This window comes from Actinopolyspora xinjiangensis (genome assembly GCF_900104475.1).
Lineage (GTDB): Bacteria > Actinomycetota > Actinomycetes > Mycobacteriales > Pseudonocardiaceae > Actinopolyspora > Actinopolyspora xinjiangensis.
Genome location: NZ_FNJR01000007.1, coordinates 98,698 through 116,176 on the forward strand (window position 1 = coordinate 98,698; position 17,479 = coordinate 116,176).

General features: G+C 68.6%; 16 protein-coding genes. 1 reads left to right on the top strand and 15 read right to left on the bottom strand.

All coding sequences use genetic code 11. The features are described from left to right. Window positions 1–69 precede the first annotated feature (69 nt). The 7 genes from BLQ75_RS12235 to BLQ75_RS12265 all read right to left on the bottom strand — a co-directional run bounded on the left by BLQ75_RS12235 (window position 70) and on the right by BLQ75_RS12265 (window position 5,602). A complete protein-coding gene (locus BLQ75_RS12235; protein ID WP_092601768.1) occupies window positions 70–900 on the bottom strand; it encodes a F0F1 ATP synthase subunit delta in 831 nt (276 codons plus the stop codon). Window positions 901–972: 72 nt separating this feature from the next. After that, window positions 973–1,530, bottom strand: coding sequence for a F0F1 ATP synthase subunit B (locus BLQ75_RS12240; RefSeq protein ID WP_092601770.1), 558 nt, complete (start codon window positions 1,528–1,530; stop codon window positions 973–975). Between the two features lie 33 nt (window positions 1,531–1,563). After that, entirely contained in the window at window positions 1,564–1,821 is a 258-nt protein-coding gene (locus tag BLQ75_RS12245) for an ATP synthase subunit c family protein (protein WP_043576998.1), read from the bottom strand. A gap of 59 nt (window positions 1,822–1,880) precedes the next feature. Next, window positions 1,881–2,660 (bottom strand): F0F1 ATP synthase subunit A, encoded by a 780-nt coding sequence (gene atpB / locus BLQ75_RS12250; RefSeq protein ID WP_092601772.1) that lies wholly within the window; start codon window positions 2,658–2,660, stop codon window positions 1,881–1,883. Between the two features lie 265 nt (window positions 2,661–2,925). After that, entirely contained in the window at window positions 2,926–3,405 is a 480-nt protein-coding gene (locus BLQ75_RS12255; protein ID WP_092601774.1) for a Cg1360 family ATP-synthase-associated protein, read from the bottom strand. A 20-nt stretch (window positions 3,406–3,425) separates the two neighbouring features. Beyond that, window positions 3,426–4,565, bottom strand: coding sequence for an MraY family glycosyltransferase (locus tag BLQ75_RS12260; protein WP_092602011.1), 1,140 nt, complete (start codon window positions 4,563–4,565; stop codon window positions 3,426–3,428). 389 nt (window positions 4,566–4,954) lie between these two features. Beyond that, on the bottom strand, window positions 4,955–5,602 hold the full coding sequence (locus tag BLQ75_RS12265; protein WP_092601776.1) for an L-threonylcarbamoyladenylate synthase: 648 nt from the start codon (window positions 5,600–5,602) through the stop codon (window positions 4,955–4,957). Between the two features lie 358 nt (window positions 5,603–5,960). Here BLQ75_RS12265 and BLQ75_RS12270 point away from each other — a divergent pair, with 358 nt between their 5' ends. Further along, a complete protein-coding gene (locus tag BLQ75_RS12270) occupies window positions 5,961–6,833 on the top strand; it encodes an alpha/beta fold hydrolase (RefSeq protein ID WP_092602013.1) in 873 nt (290 codons plus the stop codon). Window positions 6,834–6,906: 73 nt separating this feature from the next. On the opposite strand, the gene prmC is transcribed toward BLQ75_RS12270, so the two are convergent. The 8 genes from prmC to lysA all read right to left on the bottom strand — a co-directional run bounded on the left by prmC (window position 6,907) and on the right by lysA (window position 17,469). Beyond that, window positions 6,907–7,791 (bottom strand): peptide chain release factor N(5)-glutamine methyltransferase, encoded by an 885-nt coding sequence (gene prmC, locus BLQ75_RS12275; protein WP_092601778.1) that lies wholly within the window; start codon window positions 7,789–7,791, stop codon window positions 6,907–6,909. Window positions 7,792–7,980: 189 nt separating this feature from the next. Continuing rightward, the gene (gene prfA, locus BLQ75_RS12280; protein WP_092601780.1) at window positions 7,981–9,051 is read right to left on the bottom strand and encodes a peptide chain release factor 1; all 1,071 of its coding nucleotides are present in this window, start codon (window positions 9,049–9,051) and stop codon (window positions 7,981–7,983) included. Window positions 9,052–9,132: 81 nt separating this feature from the next. Next, a complete protein-coding gene (gene rpmE / locus BLQ75_RS12285; RefSeq protein WP_043576984.1) occupies window positions 9,133–9,363 on the bottom strand; it encodes a 50S ribosomal protein L31 in 231 nt (76 codons plus the stop codon). A 364-nt stretch (window positions 9,364–9,727) separates the two neighbouring features. Then, window positions 9,728–11,713 carry a transcription termination factor Rho gene (rho, locus tag BLQ75_RS12290; RefSeq protein WP_092601782.1) on the bottom strand — a complete coding sequence of 662 codons (1,986 nt, stop codon included), beginning with the start codon at window positions 11,711–11,713 and terminating at the stop codon, window positions 9,728–9,730. Window positions 11,714–12,710: 997 nt separating this feature from the next. Continuing rightward, on the bottom strand, window positions 12,711–13,595 hold the full coding sequence (gene thrB / locus BLQ75_RS12295) for a homoserine kinase (RefSeq protein WP_425286452.1): 885 nt from the start codon (window positions 13,593–13,595) through the stop codon (window positions 12,711–12,713). 65 nt (window positions 13,596–13,660) lie between these two features. Next, entirely contained in the window at window positions 13,661–14,749 is a 1,089-nt protein-coding gene (gene thrC, locus BLQ75_RS12300; protein WP_170837452.1) for a threonine synthase, read from the bottom strand. After that, window positions 14,746–16,050, bottom strand: coding sequence for a homoserine dehydrogenase (locus BLQ75_RS12305; protein ID WP_092601786.1), 1,305 nt, complete (start codon window positions 16,048–16,050; stop codon window positions 14,746–14,748). The genes thrC and BLQ75_RS12305 overlap by 4 nt, the downstream gene beginning before the upstream one ends. Continuing rightward, entirely contained in the window at window positions 16,051–17,469 is a 1,419-nt protein-coding gene (gene lysA, locus BLQ75_RS12310; protein WP_092602017.1) for a diaminopimelate decarboxylase, read from the bottom strand. Window positions 17,470–17,479: the final 10 nt, after the last annotated feature.

The window sequence follows — 17,479 nt, forward strand, 5'->3', positions numbered from 1 at the left end:
CCTGCTCTCGCTTCGTTCTGTGGAAAGGGGGTCCGGCCCCTTCCGACAGCGGACGCGGGAGTGCGCCCGTCAGTCGGAGAGGTCGCGCCGCAGTGCCTGCAGCCGTCCGGACGTGCTGCCGTCGATGATCTCCTCACCGACCCGGATGACCAGCCCACCTCCGATTTGCGGGTCCACCTCCAGGTGTACCGCAATCGGTCGCGCGTATATGCGCTGCAGCGTACTGGCCAACCGCTGCTGCTGCTCGTCGCTGAGCGGAATCGCCGAGCGAACGTGGGCGACCGAACGCTCCCGCCGCTTGGCGGACAGTTCGGCCAGCTCCTCGAGTCCTTCACTGAGGTGCTGCCCCGGCGACTGCTCGACCAACTGCCGAACCAGCCGCTCGGTCACGTCCTCGACCCTGCCGCCGACCAGCTGTTGGATGACGGCTCCCTTACCGGTGGCATCGGCCGTGGGATCCGACAGCAGCCGCTCCAGCTCGGATTGGCCGCCGATGATGCGGCCCAGCCGGAACAGCTCGTCCTCCACCGCGTCGAGCCTGCCCGCGCGCTCGGCCTGTACCAGCAGCGCGATACGGGCGAGCCGTTCGAGACCGTGCACCAGATCACTCGGGTACGACCAGCGAACTCCCACCGCCTCGGTGACCACCGGCAACGCCCGTGCCCCGAGGTGCTCGGTCAGCAGTTCGCGGACCAAACCTTGCCTGGACTCAGCGGGGGTGGCGGCATCGGCAAGAGCACGCCGCAGGGTGGACTCGCCGCGCAGCAGCGCGGCGACTCCGAACAACTCCTCGGCGAGCCCGGTGATCTCCGCGGGTCCTGCCCCGTCAGTGGCCTGCAACAGCTGCAGCTCGCTGGCTGCCAGGGCATCGCGACTCGCGGCGTTCACGAGGGTGCTCAACTCTGCACGCCTTTCTCTCCTGGGCCCATCACTCAAGTCCCTTCGACCTTCGACCGATCGGTCGGAACCGCTTCAGCTGTTGGCCGATGTCGACGGGGCGGAAGCGGCGTCCAGCTCGTCCAGGAACCGGTCCACCGTGCCGCGCCGCCGGGCCTCGTCCTCCAGGGACTCGCCGACGACCTTGCTCGCGAGATCCACGGCCTGCCTGCCGAGGTCCTCGCGCAGCTCCGCGATGACCTGCGAACGCTGCGCCGCGAGCTGTGCCTGCCCCTGGCTGATGATGCGGTCGCTCTCCTCCTGAGCCTGCGAACGCATCTCATCCAGGATCTGCTGCCCCTCGGCACGGGCGTCGTCGCGGATCCTGGCCGCCTCCGCACGCGCCTCGGCGAGCTGTGCCTTGTACTGCTCCAGGGTGCGCTGGGCCTCGGCCTGGGCCTCCTCGGCACGTGCGATGCCGCCCTCGATTCGATCGCTGCGCTCCTTGTAGAGCTTCTCGAAGCGCGGAACGGCGTACCTGTAGAGCACGAACAGCAGGGCGGCGAACGCGACGAAACCGACGATTATCTCGGCCGGGGCGGGCAGGATCGGGTTGTGGCCACCCTCAGCTGCCAGCACCATCTGGTTCTCCATCAGGACTTCTCCCTACCCGTCAAGCTGTCGGACTCAGGCGGCGGAAGCGATGAAGTAGACGACCAGACCGATCAGCGCCAGCACCTCGACGAGGACGAAGGAGATCCAGGCGATACCCATCAGCTGGCCCTGCGCCTCGGGCTGGCGAGCGGTGCCGTTGATGACGGAGGCCCAGATCAGACCGACGCCGATACCGGGGCCGATCGCGCCGACACCGTAGCCGATGGCGGCCAGACCGGGGTTGATGTTGCTGGCGGTCTCCGCAGCCTGTGCAAGAACGATGTTGCTCACTGTTACTACCTTTCAACTCGGTCCGCATGACACGCGGATCGGAGGTCTCGATCTGTCCTTCAGTGTTCCTGCGCGAGTGCGGCGCCGATGAAGTTGGCGCTGAGCACCGCGAAAATGTACGCCTGCAAGACCTGAATCAAGGCCTCGGCGAAGGTCAGAAGGATCGCGAAGGCGAAGCTGACGATGGAAACCGGCTTGAGCAGCGCACTCGCCTCGAGCAGCAGGTACTGCCCACCGAGGGTGAACACCAGCAGAATGAGGTGTCCGGCGAACATGGCCGCGAAGACTCGGATGGCCAGCGCCACCGGCTGGAACAAGAACTTCTGCAGGAACTCGATGGGAGCAAGCAGGATGTAGACCGGTTTGGGGACCCCGGGGGGGAACATCACGTGCTTGAAGTACCCCAGGAAGCCGTGACGTCGAAATCCGACGGTGTGGATGACGACGTAGACCATGATGAACAGCGCGATCGGGAAGCCGATCTTGGCCATCGTGGGGAACTGGATCAGCGGAATGATGCCGAACAGGTTGTTCACCAGGATGAAGGTGAACAGCCCGAAGATCAGCCCGATGAAGGGACGGAAGTGCTGCGCCCCGATCTGATCCCTGGCGATCGTGTTCCTGCTGAAGTCGTAGATGTACTCCGCCACGAACTGACCCTTGCCAGGCACCAACTTGAGGTTGCGGGTGGCAATCAAGAAGTACGCACCGACGATGACAGCCGAGAGCACTACGAGCACGATCGGCTTGGTGACTCCACCAAAGATCGGCGGGAGGAAAAAGCTATCGACACCGGGCGGCTCGAAAGTTCCGCCCTGGCTCAACACCAGCGCGCCCAACTGGGCTCCTTCCGGTTCTCCCGGCTGGAAGTAACTCCACCGGGGGAATCGTCACGATTTGCACTCAACGTACCTGATACACGATCGAGGACTTAGGGGCCCTCCCTTGGGCAGGTCCCGCCGGGGCAGGCCCCACGGGGTGAACCACGACTTCCGGAGGCGGACGACACGCTCGCACGCCGAACCGAGTTACCTGCTCAGCGGACCCTACCATTCAGTAACAAAACGGACGAAGAGGTGGTGGCCGATGAGCCGGAACTCCTCTTCAGGAACGGCCGGGGAGCACGATCGTGGGGGTCCTGGTCCTGCGGAAACCGTGCACTTCGGCGGCCGTCCACACCAGGACCGTGGCCAGTATCGTCAGCGCCACGGACCGGACGTCGACGAAGTCGAGCCCGCGCAGCAGGGTCACCACCACGAACAGCACGACCATCTTGCCGATGTAGCCGCCCAACGCGGCGACCATTACGAACATCGGATGAAAATCGGCCGTACTTCGCATCAACCACAGCGTTAGCAGCGAGGAGCCGAAAGCCACCGCACCACCGACCAGACCACCCACCAGCCCCGGTGTTCCGACCAGGAAAGCGGCGACGACCGTGCACAGCAGCACGGCCAGGGCACCAGGCAGGAGGGCGGCGCGAAGCATCGCCGCGGCCAACCTGCGAACCGTCCGGGCGTGCGGATTCGTCTCCTCGACCCCGGGCCGATCGGTGCTGTCGGGTGTTCCGGTGGCTTCCGTCATCACTCTCCCGCCGGGAAGTGCTACTTGGTCCTCATTCGGGGTATCGCGGACACGGTACCCGCCAGGAGCACGGCGAGGCCGACAGCCCATGCCACCAGGACCATGTCGTCGAACAGCGTGAGCGAGACGGCACCGAACGCGACGACCCCGGCCCAGAGATATATGAGCAGCACGGCACGCCGCTGTGAGTGCCCCAGTTCCAGCAGGCGGTGGTGCAAATGCATCTTGTCGGCGTGAAACGGGCTCTTGCCCGCCCTGGTTCTGCGCACCACGGCCAGGATCAGGTCGAGCAGCGGCACGAACAGCACGGCGGCCACCACCAGCAATGGTGCGAACAGCCCGAAGGCGTCGAGGCTGGTCGGGTCCATCTTGCCCGCGGCCGTGGTGCTCGCCGACGCCAGCATCAGGCCGATCAGCATGGAGCCGGAGTCGCCCATGAAGATGCGGGCGGGCTGGAAGTTGTGCGGCAGGAATCCCAGGCAGGCCCCGGCTATGGTCGCCGCGATGAGCGCGGGCGGGTAAGCGGTGACGTCACCCCCCTGGTCGCTGAGAAGCCCCAGACAGAACGCACAGGTGGCACTGGCGGCTATCAGACCTATGCCGGAGGCGAGACCGTCCAGCCCGTCCACGAAGTTCATCGCGTTGACCATGGCCACGGTCAACAGCACCGTCAGCAACTGTCCCTGATTGCCGCTGAGCACCAGCACCGAACCGGACTCGCCACCCTGCCCACCGGGCAGCATGTACCACTGCACTCCCATCAGGACCAGAATCCCGGCGGCGGTCACCTGCCCGGCCAGCTTGGTCCACGAGTCGAGCTCGAAGCGGTCGTCCAACGCCCCGACGAACGTGATCAGTCCTCCGGCGAAGATCACCGCGAGCGCGTCGTTGGAGTAGTCGAACCCGCGGGAGAGCGCGGGGAGGTTCCCGGCCAGGAACATGCCGCCGAGCACCCCGGCGTACATGGCGACCCCGCCCATCCTCGGGATCGGGGTCGAGTGCACGTCCCGGCGCCTGGGGTGCGCCACGGCTCGGCCTCGGATGGCGAACACCCGCACCAATCCGGTGAGCAGGAACGTCACGGCAGCGGAAGTGAGGCAGACCAGCAGGTACTCGCGTGCGGGCACTCCGACCGGTGCCCAGGAGGGGACGGTATCCATCACCACCGCCTCAGCCGCGCGTGGGAACGTGGCGCACGACACCGCTTCGGTCCCACGACAGCACAGTCACTGTTGGTTGCTCCTCGTCACTTCCGGGGCGAACACGAATAGCCGGGCGAACCGCGCCGACACGACGTCGCCGGCGACCGCGCGGCTTCTCGGGGCCGAGGACGGCATCCACGGGCCGCGCTCACTCGTTCACGCTACCGAGAAGCGGTGCGGCACTCCGCGCGGGTCCACACCGGTGATCCCCGGATGACATCGACACGTCGTTTCGGCAGGGCAAGAGGCCACACGGATCAGTTGCCCATCGCTCCCGGAGCGGTCGCCCCTCCCCCGGACGGGGGAGGGGTGAGTCGAGCGGAGAGAGCAGGGCGAATCCCGAAACGTTACTCCGCGGGCAGCTCGACTCCCAGCTCGGCAGCCAGCTCCTCGCGGCCGACCGCGCCCTCACGCAGAATCCGGGGCTGGTCACCGGTGAGATCCACGATGGTGGAAGCGACCGCCTCACCGGACGGACCACCGTCCAGGTATACCGGCACCGCCTCGCCGAGTTGTTCACGTGCCTGCTCGGCGGTGGTGGCGGGCGGGTTGCCGGTGGTGTTGGCGCTGGAAACCGCCATGGGCCCGACCTCACGCAACAGGTCCAGGGCCACGGGGTGCAGCGGCATCCTGAGGTTGACGGTGCCGCGGGTCTCCCCCAGGTCCCAGGAGAGCGAAGGTGCCTGCGGCAGGACCAACGACAGCCCACCCGGCCAGAAGGCCTCGATCAGTGCCCTCGCCTGTCTCGGCACGGAGAGGACCAGCCCGTCCACGGTGTTCCAGGAACCCACCAGCACCGGAACGGGCATGTCGGGGCCCCGCCCCTTCGCCGAGAGCAACGCGCGAACCGCCTCCGGGTCGAACGCGTCCGCACCGATTCCGTAAACCGTGTCGGTCGGCAGGACGACCAACCCACCGCCACGCAGCGAACTCGCAGCCCTGGCCAGACCGGTACTGCGACCGTCCGGGCTGCCGCAATCATAGACCGTGCTCACGGTGTCAAATCCTGGCACGCCCCCACAGCTCGGGGACGAGTGGTACCTCCCCCGAGGATCGGGCAACATGTTCACGGTGATCACCCACCGGGCGAGGTGCGCGAGCGGCAGGTCACGGATGCGCGCCGCCGTGTTGACGAACGGCGCGGTGCACCCGATACCGCCACCCCCGGACCACTCGCGCGATCGGCCGACGGGGCTTCGGGCCGGCGCTCCCGTCGGCCGGGCCCGGTACGGCGCGGTGACCTCTCGGCGCCGTGCTCCGCACCGGTACCGAGAAGTCCCTACTGAACGCACCTCCCGAGGGGGAGGACGGACAACCTCGATGAACTTCCCGACGCCCTTCCAGGAGGCCCCCATGACCACCCCGCCGGGTGTGGTGACCGAGCACGTGGAGTTCCCGGCCGGAACGATCCGCTACCACCGGGCCGGTTCGGCGGGACCTCCCGTCGTGCTGCTGCACGGTGGCGGCATCGACAACGCGATGATCAGCTGGCGGCACGCGATTCCCGCGCTGGCCGTGGACCACCGGGTCTTCCTTCCGGATCTGCCCCGCCACGGCGGGAGCGGGAACTGGAGGGGCAACGCCGGGCAACGGACCTTGGAAGAGGTGCTGCGCTGGCTGCTGGACCTGTGGGGGCTCGACAGAGCGGTGTTGGTGGGCCTGTCCACGGGAGGCAGTGTCGTGACGGGATTCACCCTCCGCCACCCGCAACGGGTCAACGGCCTCGTGCTCGTCGCTTCCGCTGGACTGCGGCACCGGATCGAGGGCCAGTCGGCGACCCACCTCATGCTGCGATCCCGTTTCAGCGGTCCCGCCATCGCCGCGCTCGCGGGCATGTCCCGTGGACTGTGCCGGCAGTACCTGAAGCGCGGTGTGCTGCACGATCCCGCGCGGATGGCCGACACCGAACAGCTACTCGACGAGGTCCTCACGGAGGCGCGCGAAAGTGGTTCGGTCTTCTCCGACTGGCAGTTCGAGGCGGTGGGTAGCAGGAGCATGCGGGTCAACCACCTGCCCTGTTTGGACCGTGTCCGCTGTCCGACCGTGTTCGTCCACGGCGAGTCCGACCGCCAGGTCCCGGTCGAGGCCTCCCGGACGGCGGCCCGTGCCGTCGCGGGTTCGGAACTGCGGGTGCTCACCGAAGCGGGCCACTGGTGCCAGCGTGAGAAACCCGACGAGTTCAACGCCGTGCTGCGGCAGTTCCTCAACGGCGACGGCCTCGGCTGATCCGCCGGAACCACCCTGCGGAACGGTCAACGCCCCGAGGCGCGAACGCTCCGCGTGGACGTGTCCGGCCCCGTCAATCGGCCCAGTCGTCGCGGCGGACCCGTGCGGCTGTCGCGAAGCGGGGACGTCCGGCCAGATCCCTGTGGTCACGCACCTCGGTCAACTCCCCGAAACCGCGCATGAGCGCGGGCAGCGCCTCGCCGTGCGTGTCATCGTGCTCGATCGCCACCATCCCTTCGGAACGCAGCAACCGGGTGGCACACCTGAGCACGTGCGGCATCAACTCCAGCCCGTCCCGGCCCGCGAACACGGCGGCGTGCGGATCGTACTCCCACACTTCCGGGGGCACCGGCGTGCCCTCCGGGACGTAGGGCGGATTGCAGACGAGCAGATCGACGAGCCCGTCGAACCCGGACAGCAGGGTCGGATCGGTGACGTCACCCGCCGAGACCTCCACCGGAGCACTCCGCGCACCACGGCACGATCCGGCGTTGTGGCGCGCCCACTCCAACGCCGCGGAATCGTTGTCCACGGCCAGTACCCGGGCGTCCGGCCGACGCTGGGCCACGGCCAGCGCGAGAGCCCCCGAGCCGCTGCACAGATCCACGACCAGGGGGGCGGGCACCTCTCGGACGCGCGTCAACGCCCATTCCAGCAGCTGCTCGGTCTCCGGACGCGGCACGAACACGCCGGGGCCGACCGACAGCGTCGTGTTCCCCAGCACGGCCGTGCCGGTCAGATGCTGCAGCGGCACACGTTCCGCGCGTCGCCGCACCAACTCGTGCAGCGAGTCGAGCACGGACTGGTCCACCCGTGAGACCGTGACGAGCCTGGTGCGCTCGACACCGAGCAGGTGCGCGGCCAGCGACTCGACGTCGACCCGCGGGCTCGGAATCCCGGCGGCCGCCAGCACGCGCTCGCCTTCCAGGATGGCCAACCGCAGCGGCTTTCGGTCCACGGAAGCAACGATCCTTTCACCATGACTCGCCGGGCCGAGACCTCGCGGCGGCCTCCGATGTCCGCGGGAGCACCGAACGGTTCCGAGAACGACTCGCACTGTCGAGCCGCGGCATTCCCGTGCGGAACGGGAGCGGGTCGGGTCGCCCCGGCGCACGCCAGCGCGCGGCTGCGCGGTACACCAGCCGGATCAGACCCCGGCCTCCATCCGTTCCCTGCGGTCGGCCTCGCGCAACGCGCCGAGGACGGAATCCAGCTCCCCCTCCAGCACGTGGTCGAGGTTGTAGGCCTTGAAGTTGATGCGGTGGTCGGAGATCCGGTTCTCCGGGAAGTTGTAGGTGCGCACCCGCTCCGAGCGGTCCACGGTACGGACCTGGCTTCGCCGCGTCTCGGCCACTTCCCGTTCCGCTTCCTCCTCGGCCATGGCCTGCAGTCGGGCACGCAGCACCTGAATGGCGCGCAGCTTGTTCTGCAGCTGCGACTTCTCGTTCTGGCAGGCGACCACGACGCCCGAGGGCAGATGGGTGATCCGTACCGCCGAGTCCGTGGTGTTCACGCTCTGTCCACCGGGCCCGGAGGAACGGTAGACGTCGACGCGCAGATCCTTCTCGTCGACCTCGACCTCGACCTCCTCCGGCTCCGGATAAACCAGCACACCTGCGGCGGAGGTGTGTACCCGTCCCTGCGACTCGGTGACGGGGACGCGCTGCACGCGGTGGACGCCGCCCTCGAACTTGAGCTTGGACCAAACTCCCTCGAGACCGGGTTCTCCCCGGGACTTGACCGTGGCGATGACGTCCTTGTAGCCGCCCAGCTCGGACTCGGTGGCTCCGAGCACCTCGGCCTGCCACCCCTGCCGCTCGGCGAACCGCAGGTACATCCGAAGCAGGTCACCCGCGAACAACGCCGACTCCTCGCCGCCCTCACCGGACTTGATCTCCAGCACGACGTCGGAGCCGTCCCGTTGGTCACGCGGTGCCAGCAGTTCGGCGAGCCTGTCCTCCAACTCCGGAACGCGCAGTTCGAGCTGCTCCGCCTCACTGGCCAGTCCCGGGTCCTCCTCGGCCAGCTCCCGCGCGGTGGACAGGTCGGAACGGACCTGTTCGAGCTCCCGTGCCGTCCGAACGATCGGGGTCAGCTCGGCGTGCCGCTTGCCGAGCTTGCGCGCCCGTGCCTGATCGGCGTGCACCTCCGGATCCGCGAGCCGCCCTTCGAGCTCGGTGTACTCGGCGAGCAACTCCTCGAGCCTCGACGTCTCCACGGTGCTCCCCACTTTCGCTACGAGTCCGACACGAGAACGGCGCCCGCCACGTCGACGAACCGGCGGGCGCCACGGACTCGGCTACTTCTTGGTACGAGCGTTCTGCGGACGACGACCGTAGCGAGCCTCGAACTTGGCCACGCGACCACCGGTGTCCAGGATCTTCTGCTTGCCCGTGTAGAACGGGTGACAGTTGGAGCAGACCTCGACGTTGATGTGGCCGTCGGTCCGGGTGCTGCGCGTGGTGAACGTGTTGCCGCAGTCGCAGGTGACCTGCGTCTCGACGTACTCGGGGTGGATGTCACTCTTCATGTCTCGTCCTCTCCTCGTGGCACCGGGTCCTCGCGGCGTCAACCGGAGGTGAACCGGCACCGGAACGGGTTCCGATTCTGCCAGACCGGGGGCCACTGCTCCGCAACGCCCGACCGGGGACGGGTATTCCGGCGGAGGTGCAGCCGGCCCACTGCCGCGCGCCGGGAACCGCGCGGTACTCCTGACGGCGGCTCACCGGTACCGGGTACTCGGCCGAGGTGTTCCGACGGCCTGCGTGACGGTTCGGCGCGTCACGCGGCAGCGGGGCACGTGGCGTAGTACCCGCCAGTGTGCCCCGCGGCGCTGTCCGAATCCCGATCACGCGGGCGGTGCCCGCTCAGGCAGCGGTCCTCGCAGCGGTCGCCTACTCGTCCTCCTTGCCCGGCGTGGTCTTGGCCACCTGGGTGAGGAACTCGATGTTGGTACGGGTCTTGCGCAACCGGTCCTGTACCAGTTCGAGCGCCTGCTGCGTGTCCAGCGCGGCCAGCACCCGACGCAGCTTGTGATGCACGGCCAGTTCGTCGGACGACATCAGCAGCTCGTCCTTGCGGGTGCTGGAGGCATCGACATCCACAGCCGGGAACAGCTGTTTGTTGGCGAGCTTGCGGTCGAGCTTGAGCTCGGCGTTGCCGGTCCCCTTGAACTCCTCGAAGATCACGGTGTCCATGGCGGAACCGGTCTCGACCAGCGCCGTGGCGAAGATGGTCAGCGACCCACCGTTCTCGATGTTGCGCGCCGCGCCCAGGAAGCGCTTGGGCGGGTACAGCGCCGTGGAGTCGACACCACCGGACAGAATCCGGCCGGATGCCGGGGCCGAGAGGTTGTAGGCACGGCCGAGGCGCGTGATCGAGTCCAACAGCACGACGACGTCGTGTCCCATCTCGACCAGCCGCTTGGCGCGCTCGATGGACAGCTCGGCGACGGTGGTGTGGTCCGACGGCGGACGGTCGAATGTGGAGGCGATCACCTCGCCCTTGACCGAACGCTGCATGTCGGTGACCTCTTCCGGCCGCTCGTCGGCGAGCACGACCATCAGATGGCACTCGGGGTTGTTCGTGGTGATGGAGTTGGCGATCGACTGCAGGACCATCGTCTTGCCCGCCTTCGGCGGGGAGACGATCAGCGCACGCTGCCCCTTGCCCACGGGCATGACCAGGTCGATGACCCGGCTGGTCATTCCCTGCGGGTCGGTTTCCAGCCGCAGCCGTTCGTTCGGGTAGAGCGGCGTGAGCTTGTGGAACTCCGAGCGCTTCTTGGCCGCCTCGGGCTCCAGGCCGTTGATGGCGTCGACGCGCACCAGCGGGTTGAACTTCTGCCGCTGCTGCTCACCCTCGCGCGGCTGCCGGACCACGCCCTTGATGGCGTCGCCGCGACGCAGCCCGTACTTGCGGACCAGCGAAAGCGAGACGTAGACGTCGTTGGGTCCGGCGAGATACCCGGAGGTGCGGACGAACGCGTAGTTCTCCAGCACGTCGAGGATGCCCGCCACCGGCAGCAGCACATCGTCGTCGCGCACCTCGGGCTCGTTGTCGCCGCGTCCGCGTCCGCGTCTGCGGTCCCGGAAACGACGGCTGCGCCTGTTGCCGCGCTCGTCGTCGTCCTGCCGGTTGTTGTCGTTGCGATTGTCCGGACGACCGTCCCTGCGGCCTTCCTGCCTGTCGCCGTTACCGCCGTCCTGACGGTCCTGTCGACTGTCGGTGCGCTCCGCGCGGCCGCTGTTGTCGGAGCCGCTGCCGCGTTCGTCGGAGCTCTGGTCCTGGTTGCCGGACTGGCGCTGCGAGGAGCGGCGGCGACGGTTGTTGCGACGTCCCTCGTCCCCGGAGCCGTCACCGCCGGAGCGGCGTGAACCGCCCCGGTTCGGCGCGGAACCGTTCGACCGCTTCTCGGTTCCCGTCGCGGTCTCGGCGGCCGAGTCGGTGGCATCGTCCTTATCGGAGGGCGAGGCGGTCGCCGTCGCGCCGGACGTCCTTCCGTCCGACCGGTTCTTGGCTCCCCGTCCCTTGCTCTCCTGGCTCTTGGTCTCCTGACCGCTGTCCTCAGGGGCCGCCTGCTGGTCGAGAGTCGGCTGCCGAGTGCCGGAGTCCGCCTGACGCGGCGCGGCGGCACCCCCCTGACGCTCCTTGATCGCGGCGATCAGGTCGCCCTTGCGCAGGCCCGTGGTGTCGATCCCCAATTCGCCGGCGAGCTGCCGCAATTCGGCGAGCACCATGCCCGAAAGGCCACCGCGGCGACGTGCGCCGCCGTTGGCCCCTGCTCCGGAGGCTGCCTGCTGCGACGACTCGGACTCCTGCCGGCCGGACGGAGAGACGCCGTTGGTCGTCTCGCTGCTCAACAGATCGGTGTTGCTCACGAATGTCCTTCCTGACCGGATCCGCGCCTCCTACGCGGCCCAGCGGATTCCCCGCCCGCTGCGAACGCGGGCGGCCTTGTAGTGCTACCGGCCCCTGTATCGAATGAACTCGACGAGGACACCCGGCGCGCGTGGTGTCGGCACCCACTCGAAATCCGGCAGCGCCGGGCAGCGGAGGCGCCCGACTCGCGCACCCATGGTGATATCACTCGTCCACAGCGGTACCACCACCTGCCGGAACAACCGTGACCGTGTTCGCTCACCATTCGCGGATGCATGCCTTGCTGCCCACTAGTTCCCGGACTCACCGAATCGACCGACGTCGACGGGGTCGGCGCTGTTCGCCCGGAGCGTGACCCGGCGCGGTTACCGAATACGGCGACCGAAGGCGGTGAAGCCTCCACTGTGGTCACCGAGCTGTTCGTGACTGCCGTGCGGAACCACAATCCGTAACGCCAGAGCTCCCAGTCCGACACCGGCTACTGCGTGAAGTTGGACTCGACGACGCGAACCCCATTGAGTTGACAACTCCTGCCTCGGCCACCGCGATCGGCCACTCGCCATCTTGAGCTTCACCCGGAAGGTGGAGTCGATTCACAGCGAGGGATGCGTCCCGGAACGAATCTTCCGGATAAGGCACCGGCGCCGATGCGCCCGGTGACTGATTGACCTTGAGGGTATACGCCGAGTCACTCCGGTGCAACAACCAAGAGCATGACACGCCCCCGCTGGAGCGCCCCTACTCGGTCACGATTCCGCCGGTCTCACCCGTCGAACCTCGAACCCGGCGCCAAAGCACGGGGTTCCACCAGCTCGGCCCTCGTGACCCCGGTTGTTCGCCGGACCGATGGTTCGACGACGGCGATGCCGACACCCCCTTTATACCACTCGCGGTGTCGAGCTCCGCCACCCCCGCCGGACGGAGCCGGAAGCCCCGGAAGCCACCGCTCGGGGAGGAGTGGCCGAGCGGCGACCGCCCCGACGGTACTCCGGTCGGTCAGTGGCTCTCCTCGATCCGCACACCCGCTCGGTCGACATCCAGCCGCACGAGCTCGAACCCCTCCGGCAGCCCGTCACGGGAAAGCTCTCCGCCGGGAGGCAGGGCGAGTACCGTGGGGCCCGCCCCCGAAACAGCGGCGGGCACACCGCCGTCCCGCAACCACCGGACGAGCTCCAGGGTCTCCGGCATGGCCGGCCTCCGGTACTCCTGGTGCAGCCGGTCCTCGGTGGCTTCGAGCAGCAGCTCCGGATCGGTGGTGAGGGCGTGCACGGCCAGCGCCGTGCGTCCCGCGGCGAAGGCCGCGTCAGCGTGCGGCACCTCCGACGGCAACAGCCCCCTCATCGTATGAGTGGCGGACTCGACACGGGGGATCAGGACCACCGGGGCCAGTTCCGAATGAGGTTCCAGACGAACGGATCGATAACGATTTTCCACACTCCACGCCACGACCAGCCCACCGAACAGGGTGGCCGCGACGTTGTCGGCGTGTCCCTCGTAGGAAGCGGCCAGCTGCAACGCCTCCGGACGGACCCGCTCGGAACGCACATCGAAACCCGCCAGCCGGTAACCGGCGGCCACACCGGCGACTATGGCGGCCGCGGACGATCCCAGTCCTCGCGCGTGCGGCACCGCGTTCGTGCAACGCAGCCGCAACGCCGGTGGTGACACGCCGAGCCGGTCCATGGTGGCGTGCAGCACCCGGACCACCAGGTGACTCTCGTCCTCGGGAACCTCCCCCGCCCCCGAACCGGTGATTTCGACCCGAGCGGTACCGGCAGCGGCCTCGACCGGGGTGACCTCCACGACGTCGTGCAGCGACAGCGCCATGGCCAACGCGTCGAAGCCGGAACCGAGATTCGCGGTGGAGGCGGGCACTGTCACCCGGAACGCGCCACTCGGCCGACCGCCGACCGCACCGGCCCCGTCAGCGGCGGCGGCATCCGGACTCAAGACAACTCCAGGGCCGTGGCGACGGCCTCCGGATCCACGGGCAGGGGCTCCACCTCCACCATGTCGGCCAACGCCGTGTCCGGGTCCTTGAGCCCGTGACCGGTGACCGTGCACACCACGGTGGAACCGGCGGGTAACCTGCCGTCCTCGGAAGTGGCCAGCAGGCCCGCGATGCTCGACGCCGAGGCCGGTTCCACGAACACACCCTCCCGGGAGGCCAACAGCCGGTAGGCGTCCAGAATCCGTTCGTCGGTCACCGCCTCGAACAGCCCGTTCGAGGCGTCCCTCGCGGCCACGGCGCCGGTCCAGGAAGCCGGGCTGCCCACGCGGATCGCGGTGGCCAGGGTCTCCGGGGAGGAGACCGGCTCACCGGAGACCAACGGCGCGGCCCCCGCCGCCTGGAAACCGAACATCGCGGGAGAGCGGTCGCTGCGACCGTCGGTGGCGTACTCGGTGTAACCGGCCCAGTAGGCGGTGATGTTGCCCGCGTTGCCGACCGGCAGGCAGTGGACGTCCGGAGCGGTGCCGAGCGCGTCGCAGATCTCGAAGGCCGCCGTCTTCTGCCCGGCCAACCGAACCGGGTTGACGGAGTTGACCAGCGTCACCGGGTAGGTCGCGGCCGTTTTGCGCGCCAGCTCCAGGCAGTCGTCGAAGCTGCCCCGCACCTGCAGGATGCGAGCACCGTGGACCACGGCCTGGGCCAGTTTGCCCATGGCGATCTTGCCCTCCGGCACGAGCACGGCCGAGGTCATCCCGGCCCGCGTCGCGTAAGCGGCCGCCGAGGCGGAGGTGTTGCCGGTGGAGGCGCAGATCACGGCGCGCATCCCCGCCGCCTTGGCGTGCGTCATCGCCACCGTCATCCCGCGGTCCTTGAACGAGCCCGTGGGGTTGGCCCCCTCGACCTTGACGAAGACCCGGCAACCGGTCAGTTCGGACAGGTAGGGGGCGGGCAGCAGCGGGGTGTTGCCCTCGTGCAGGGTCACCACCTCGGCACCGTCCGGAACACCGATCCGGTCACCGTAGGCTTCGATCACTCCCCGCCACACGGTGTCGGTCCCGGCCGCGAGTCTCGTTTCCGAGGTCAAGACGGTTCCCCCTCCACTCGCATAACACTGACGACCTCGTTGACCGAGGGCAACCGAGCTATCTGATCCACCGTGGCGCGCAGCGCCGAGTCCACGGCGGTGTGGGTCACCACCACGAGGCTGGCGTCGGCACCCCGCCCCTGCTGCCGAACCACCGAGATACTGACGTCGTGCTCGTTGAACGTGGCCGCCACCTGGGAGAGCACACCCGGCTTGTCGGCCACGTCCAGGCTGATGTGATACCTGGTGGGCGTCCAGTCCATGGAACGCGCCGGTAGTTGCGCGTGGGCGGACTCGCGTGGCCCCTTGCCGGAGACCACCACGTTGCGGGCGGCGGCGACGAGGTCGCCCAGCACGGCGCTGGCCGTGGGAGCGCCCCCCGCCCCCTGCCCGTAGAACATGAGTTGCCCGGCGGACTCCGCCTCGACGAAGACGGCGTTGAAAGCACCGCCCACCCCGGCCAGCGGGTGATCACGCGGGATCATGGCGGGGTGGACCCGCGCGGAGACAGACTCGGTGCCGTCCTCGTCGACCACCCGTTCGCAGATGGCCAGCAGTTTGACGGTGCGGTTGAGCGCCCGGGCCGCCTCGATGTCACCGGCGCCGACGGCGGAGATCCCCTCGCGGTGCACGTCTCCCGCCCCCACCCGAGTGTGGAAGGCGAGCGAGGCCAGGATCGCGGCCTTGGAGGCAGCGTCGAATCCGTCGACGTCGGCCGTCGGATCGGCCTCCGCGTAACCGAGCTGTCCGGCCTCCTCCAGGGTCTCCTCGTAACCCGCGCCGGTGGAGTCCATGGCGGACAGGATGTAGTTGCTGGTGCCGTTGACGATCCCCATCACCCGGGTGATGCGATCGCCCGCCAACGACTCGCGCAGCGGGCGCAGCAGCGGGATGGCACCGGCCACGGCCGCCTCGAAGTAGATGTCCACCCCGTTGGCATCGGCGGCCGCGTACAGCTCCGAACCGTGTTCGGCCAGCAGTGCCTTGTTGGCGGTGACCACCGACTTGCCGGCGCGCAGCGCCGACAGCAGCAGCGAACGCGCCGGTTCGATACCGCCGATCAGCTCCACCACCACGTCGGCCCCGCCCTCGACGAGAACGGTGGCGTCGGTGGTCAACAGCTGTTCGGGCACTTGGGGGTGTTTGTGCGGGCGGCGCACCGCCACTCCGGTGACGTGAACCGGCGCACCGGTTCGAGCGGCGTACTCGGTGGGGTACTCCCGAAGCAGACGCACCACCTCGGTGCCGACGGTGCCGCAGCCCAGCAGCGCCACCCTGATCGGTTCCCGATCCTCGATCACTCACACCTCCAGCCGGAGCAGGTCGTCCTCGGTCTCCCTGCGCAGCAACAATCGCGACCGGCCGTCGCGTACCGCGACGACGGCGGGTTTGGGGAGCCGGTTGTAATTGCTGGCCATCACGTAGCAGTACGCCCCGGTGGCGGCCACGGCCACCAGGTCCCCCGGTGCCACATCCTCGGGCATCCAGCTGTCGCGCACCACCACGTCGCCGGATTCGCAGTGTTTGCCCACGATGCGGGACAGCACACCGCTCCGCTCCCCGTTCCGGGAGACCAGTCGACAGTCGTAGGCCGCGTCGTAGAGCGAAGTGCGGATGTTGTCGCTCATGCCGCCGTCGACGCTCACGTAACGGCGGGACGCCCCGCCGTCGAGCTCGACGTCCTTGATGGTGCCCACCTCGTAGAGCGTGACCGTGCCGGGTCCCGCGATGGCGCGTCCCGGCTCGACCGCTATGCGGGGTGGGGTCAGTCCGGCGGCGGCGGACTCCTTGCGCACTGTCTCGTGGAGCCCGGCCGCCAGCGTCGCCGGTGGCAGCGGATCGTCCTCCCGAGTGTAGGCGATGCCCTGACCACCGCCGAGATCCACGGTTTCGAGCGAGGCCAGTGCCCGCTCGCCGTGCTCGGCGCGGAGCTCGGCCAGCAGCCCGATCACCCGGTGTGCCGCGAGCTCGAAACCGTCATCGTCGAAGATCTGCGAACCGATGTGGCTGTGCAGCCCCACCAGCAGCAGCGAGTCCGATTTCAGCACCCTGCGCGCCGCCTCGGCCGCGTCCCCGGCCGCCAGTGAGAAGCCGAACTTCTGGTCCTCGTGGGCCGTGGCGATGAACTCGTGGGTGTGGGCCTCCACTCCCACGGTGACCCGGATCATGACCCGCTGGCGCAGGCCGCGCTCAGCGGCGAGGTGCTCCAGCCTTGCGATCTCGTGGAAGGAGTCCAGCACGATCGAGCCGACGCCGGCGTCGAGCGAGGCCGCCAGCTCGGCGGTGGACTTGTTGTTGCCGTGCACCGTGATGCGTCCCGGCGGGAATTCCGCCCGCAGCGCCACCCCCAGTTCACCACCGCTGCAGACGTCCAGCCCGAGCCCCTCCTGGTCGATCCAGCGGGCCACCTCGGTGCACAGGAACGCCTTGGCCGCGTAGTGCACCGCGGCGGGGTCACCGAACGCCGCGGCGTAGTCCCGGCAGCGCGCGCGGAAGTCCGCCTCGTCGAGCACGAACAACGGTGTGCCGTACCGCTCGGCCAGCTCACGTACGTCGCAGCCCGCGATGCTGGTGACGCCGTCCTCACCACGTACCGCGTTGCGCGGCCAGACGTGCGGGTGCAGCAGGTTGGTCTCCTCCACCGAGGAGGGGGCCTGGCCCGAGGCGTCGGCGGCCACCGCGACGTCGGCGTGCCTCGGTCCGGCTGGATGGGCGCGCATCATGCGCCTC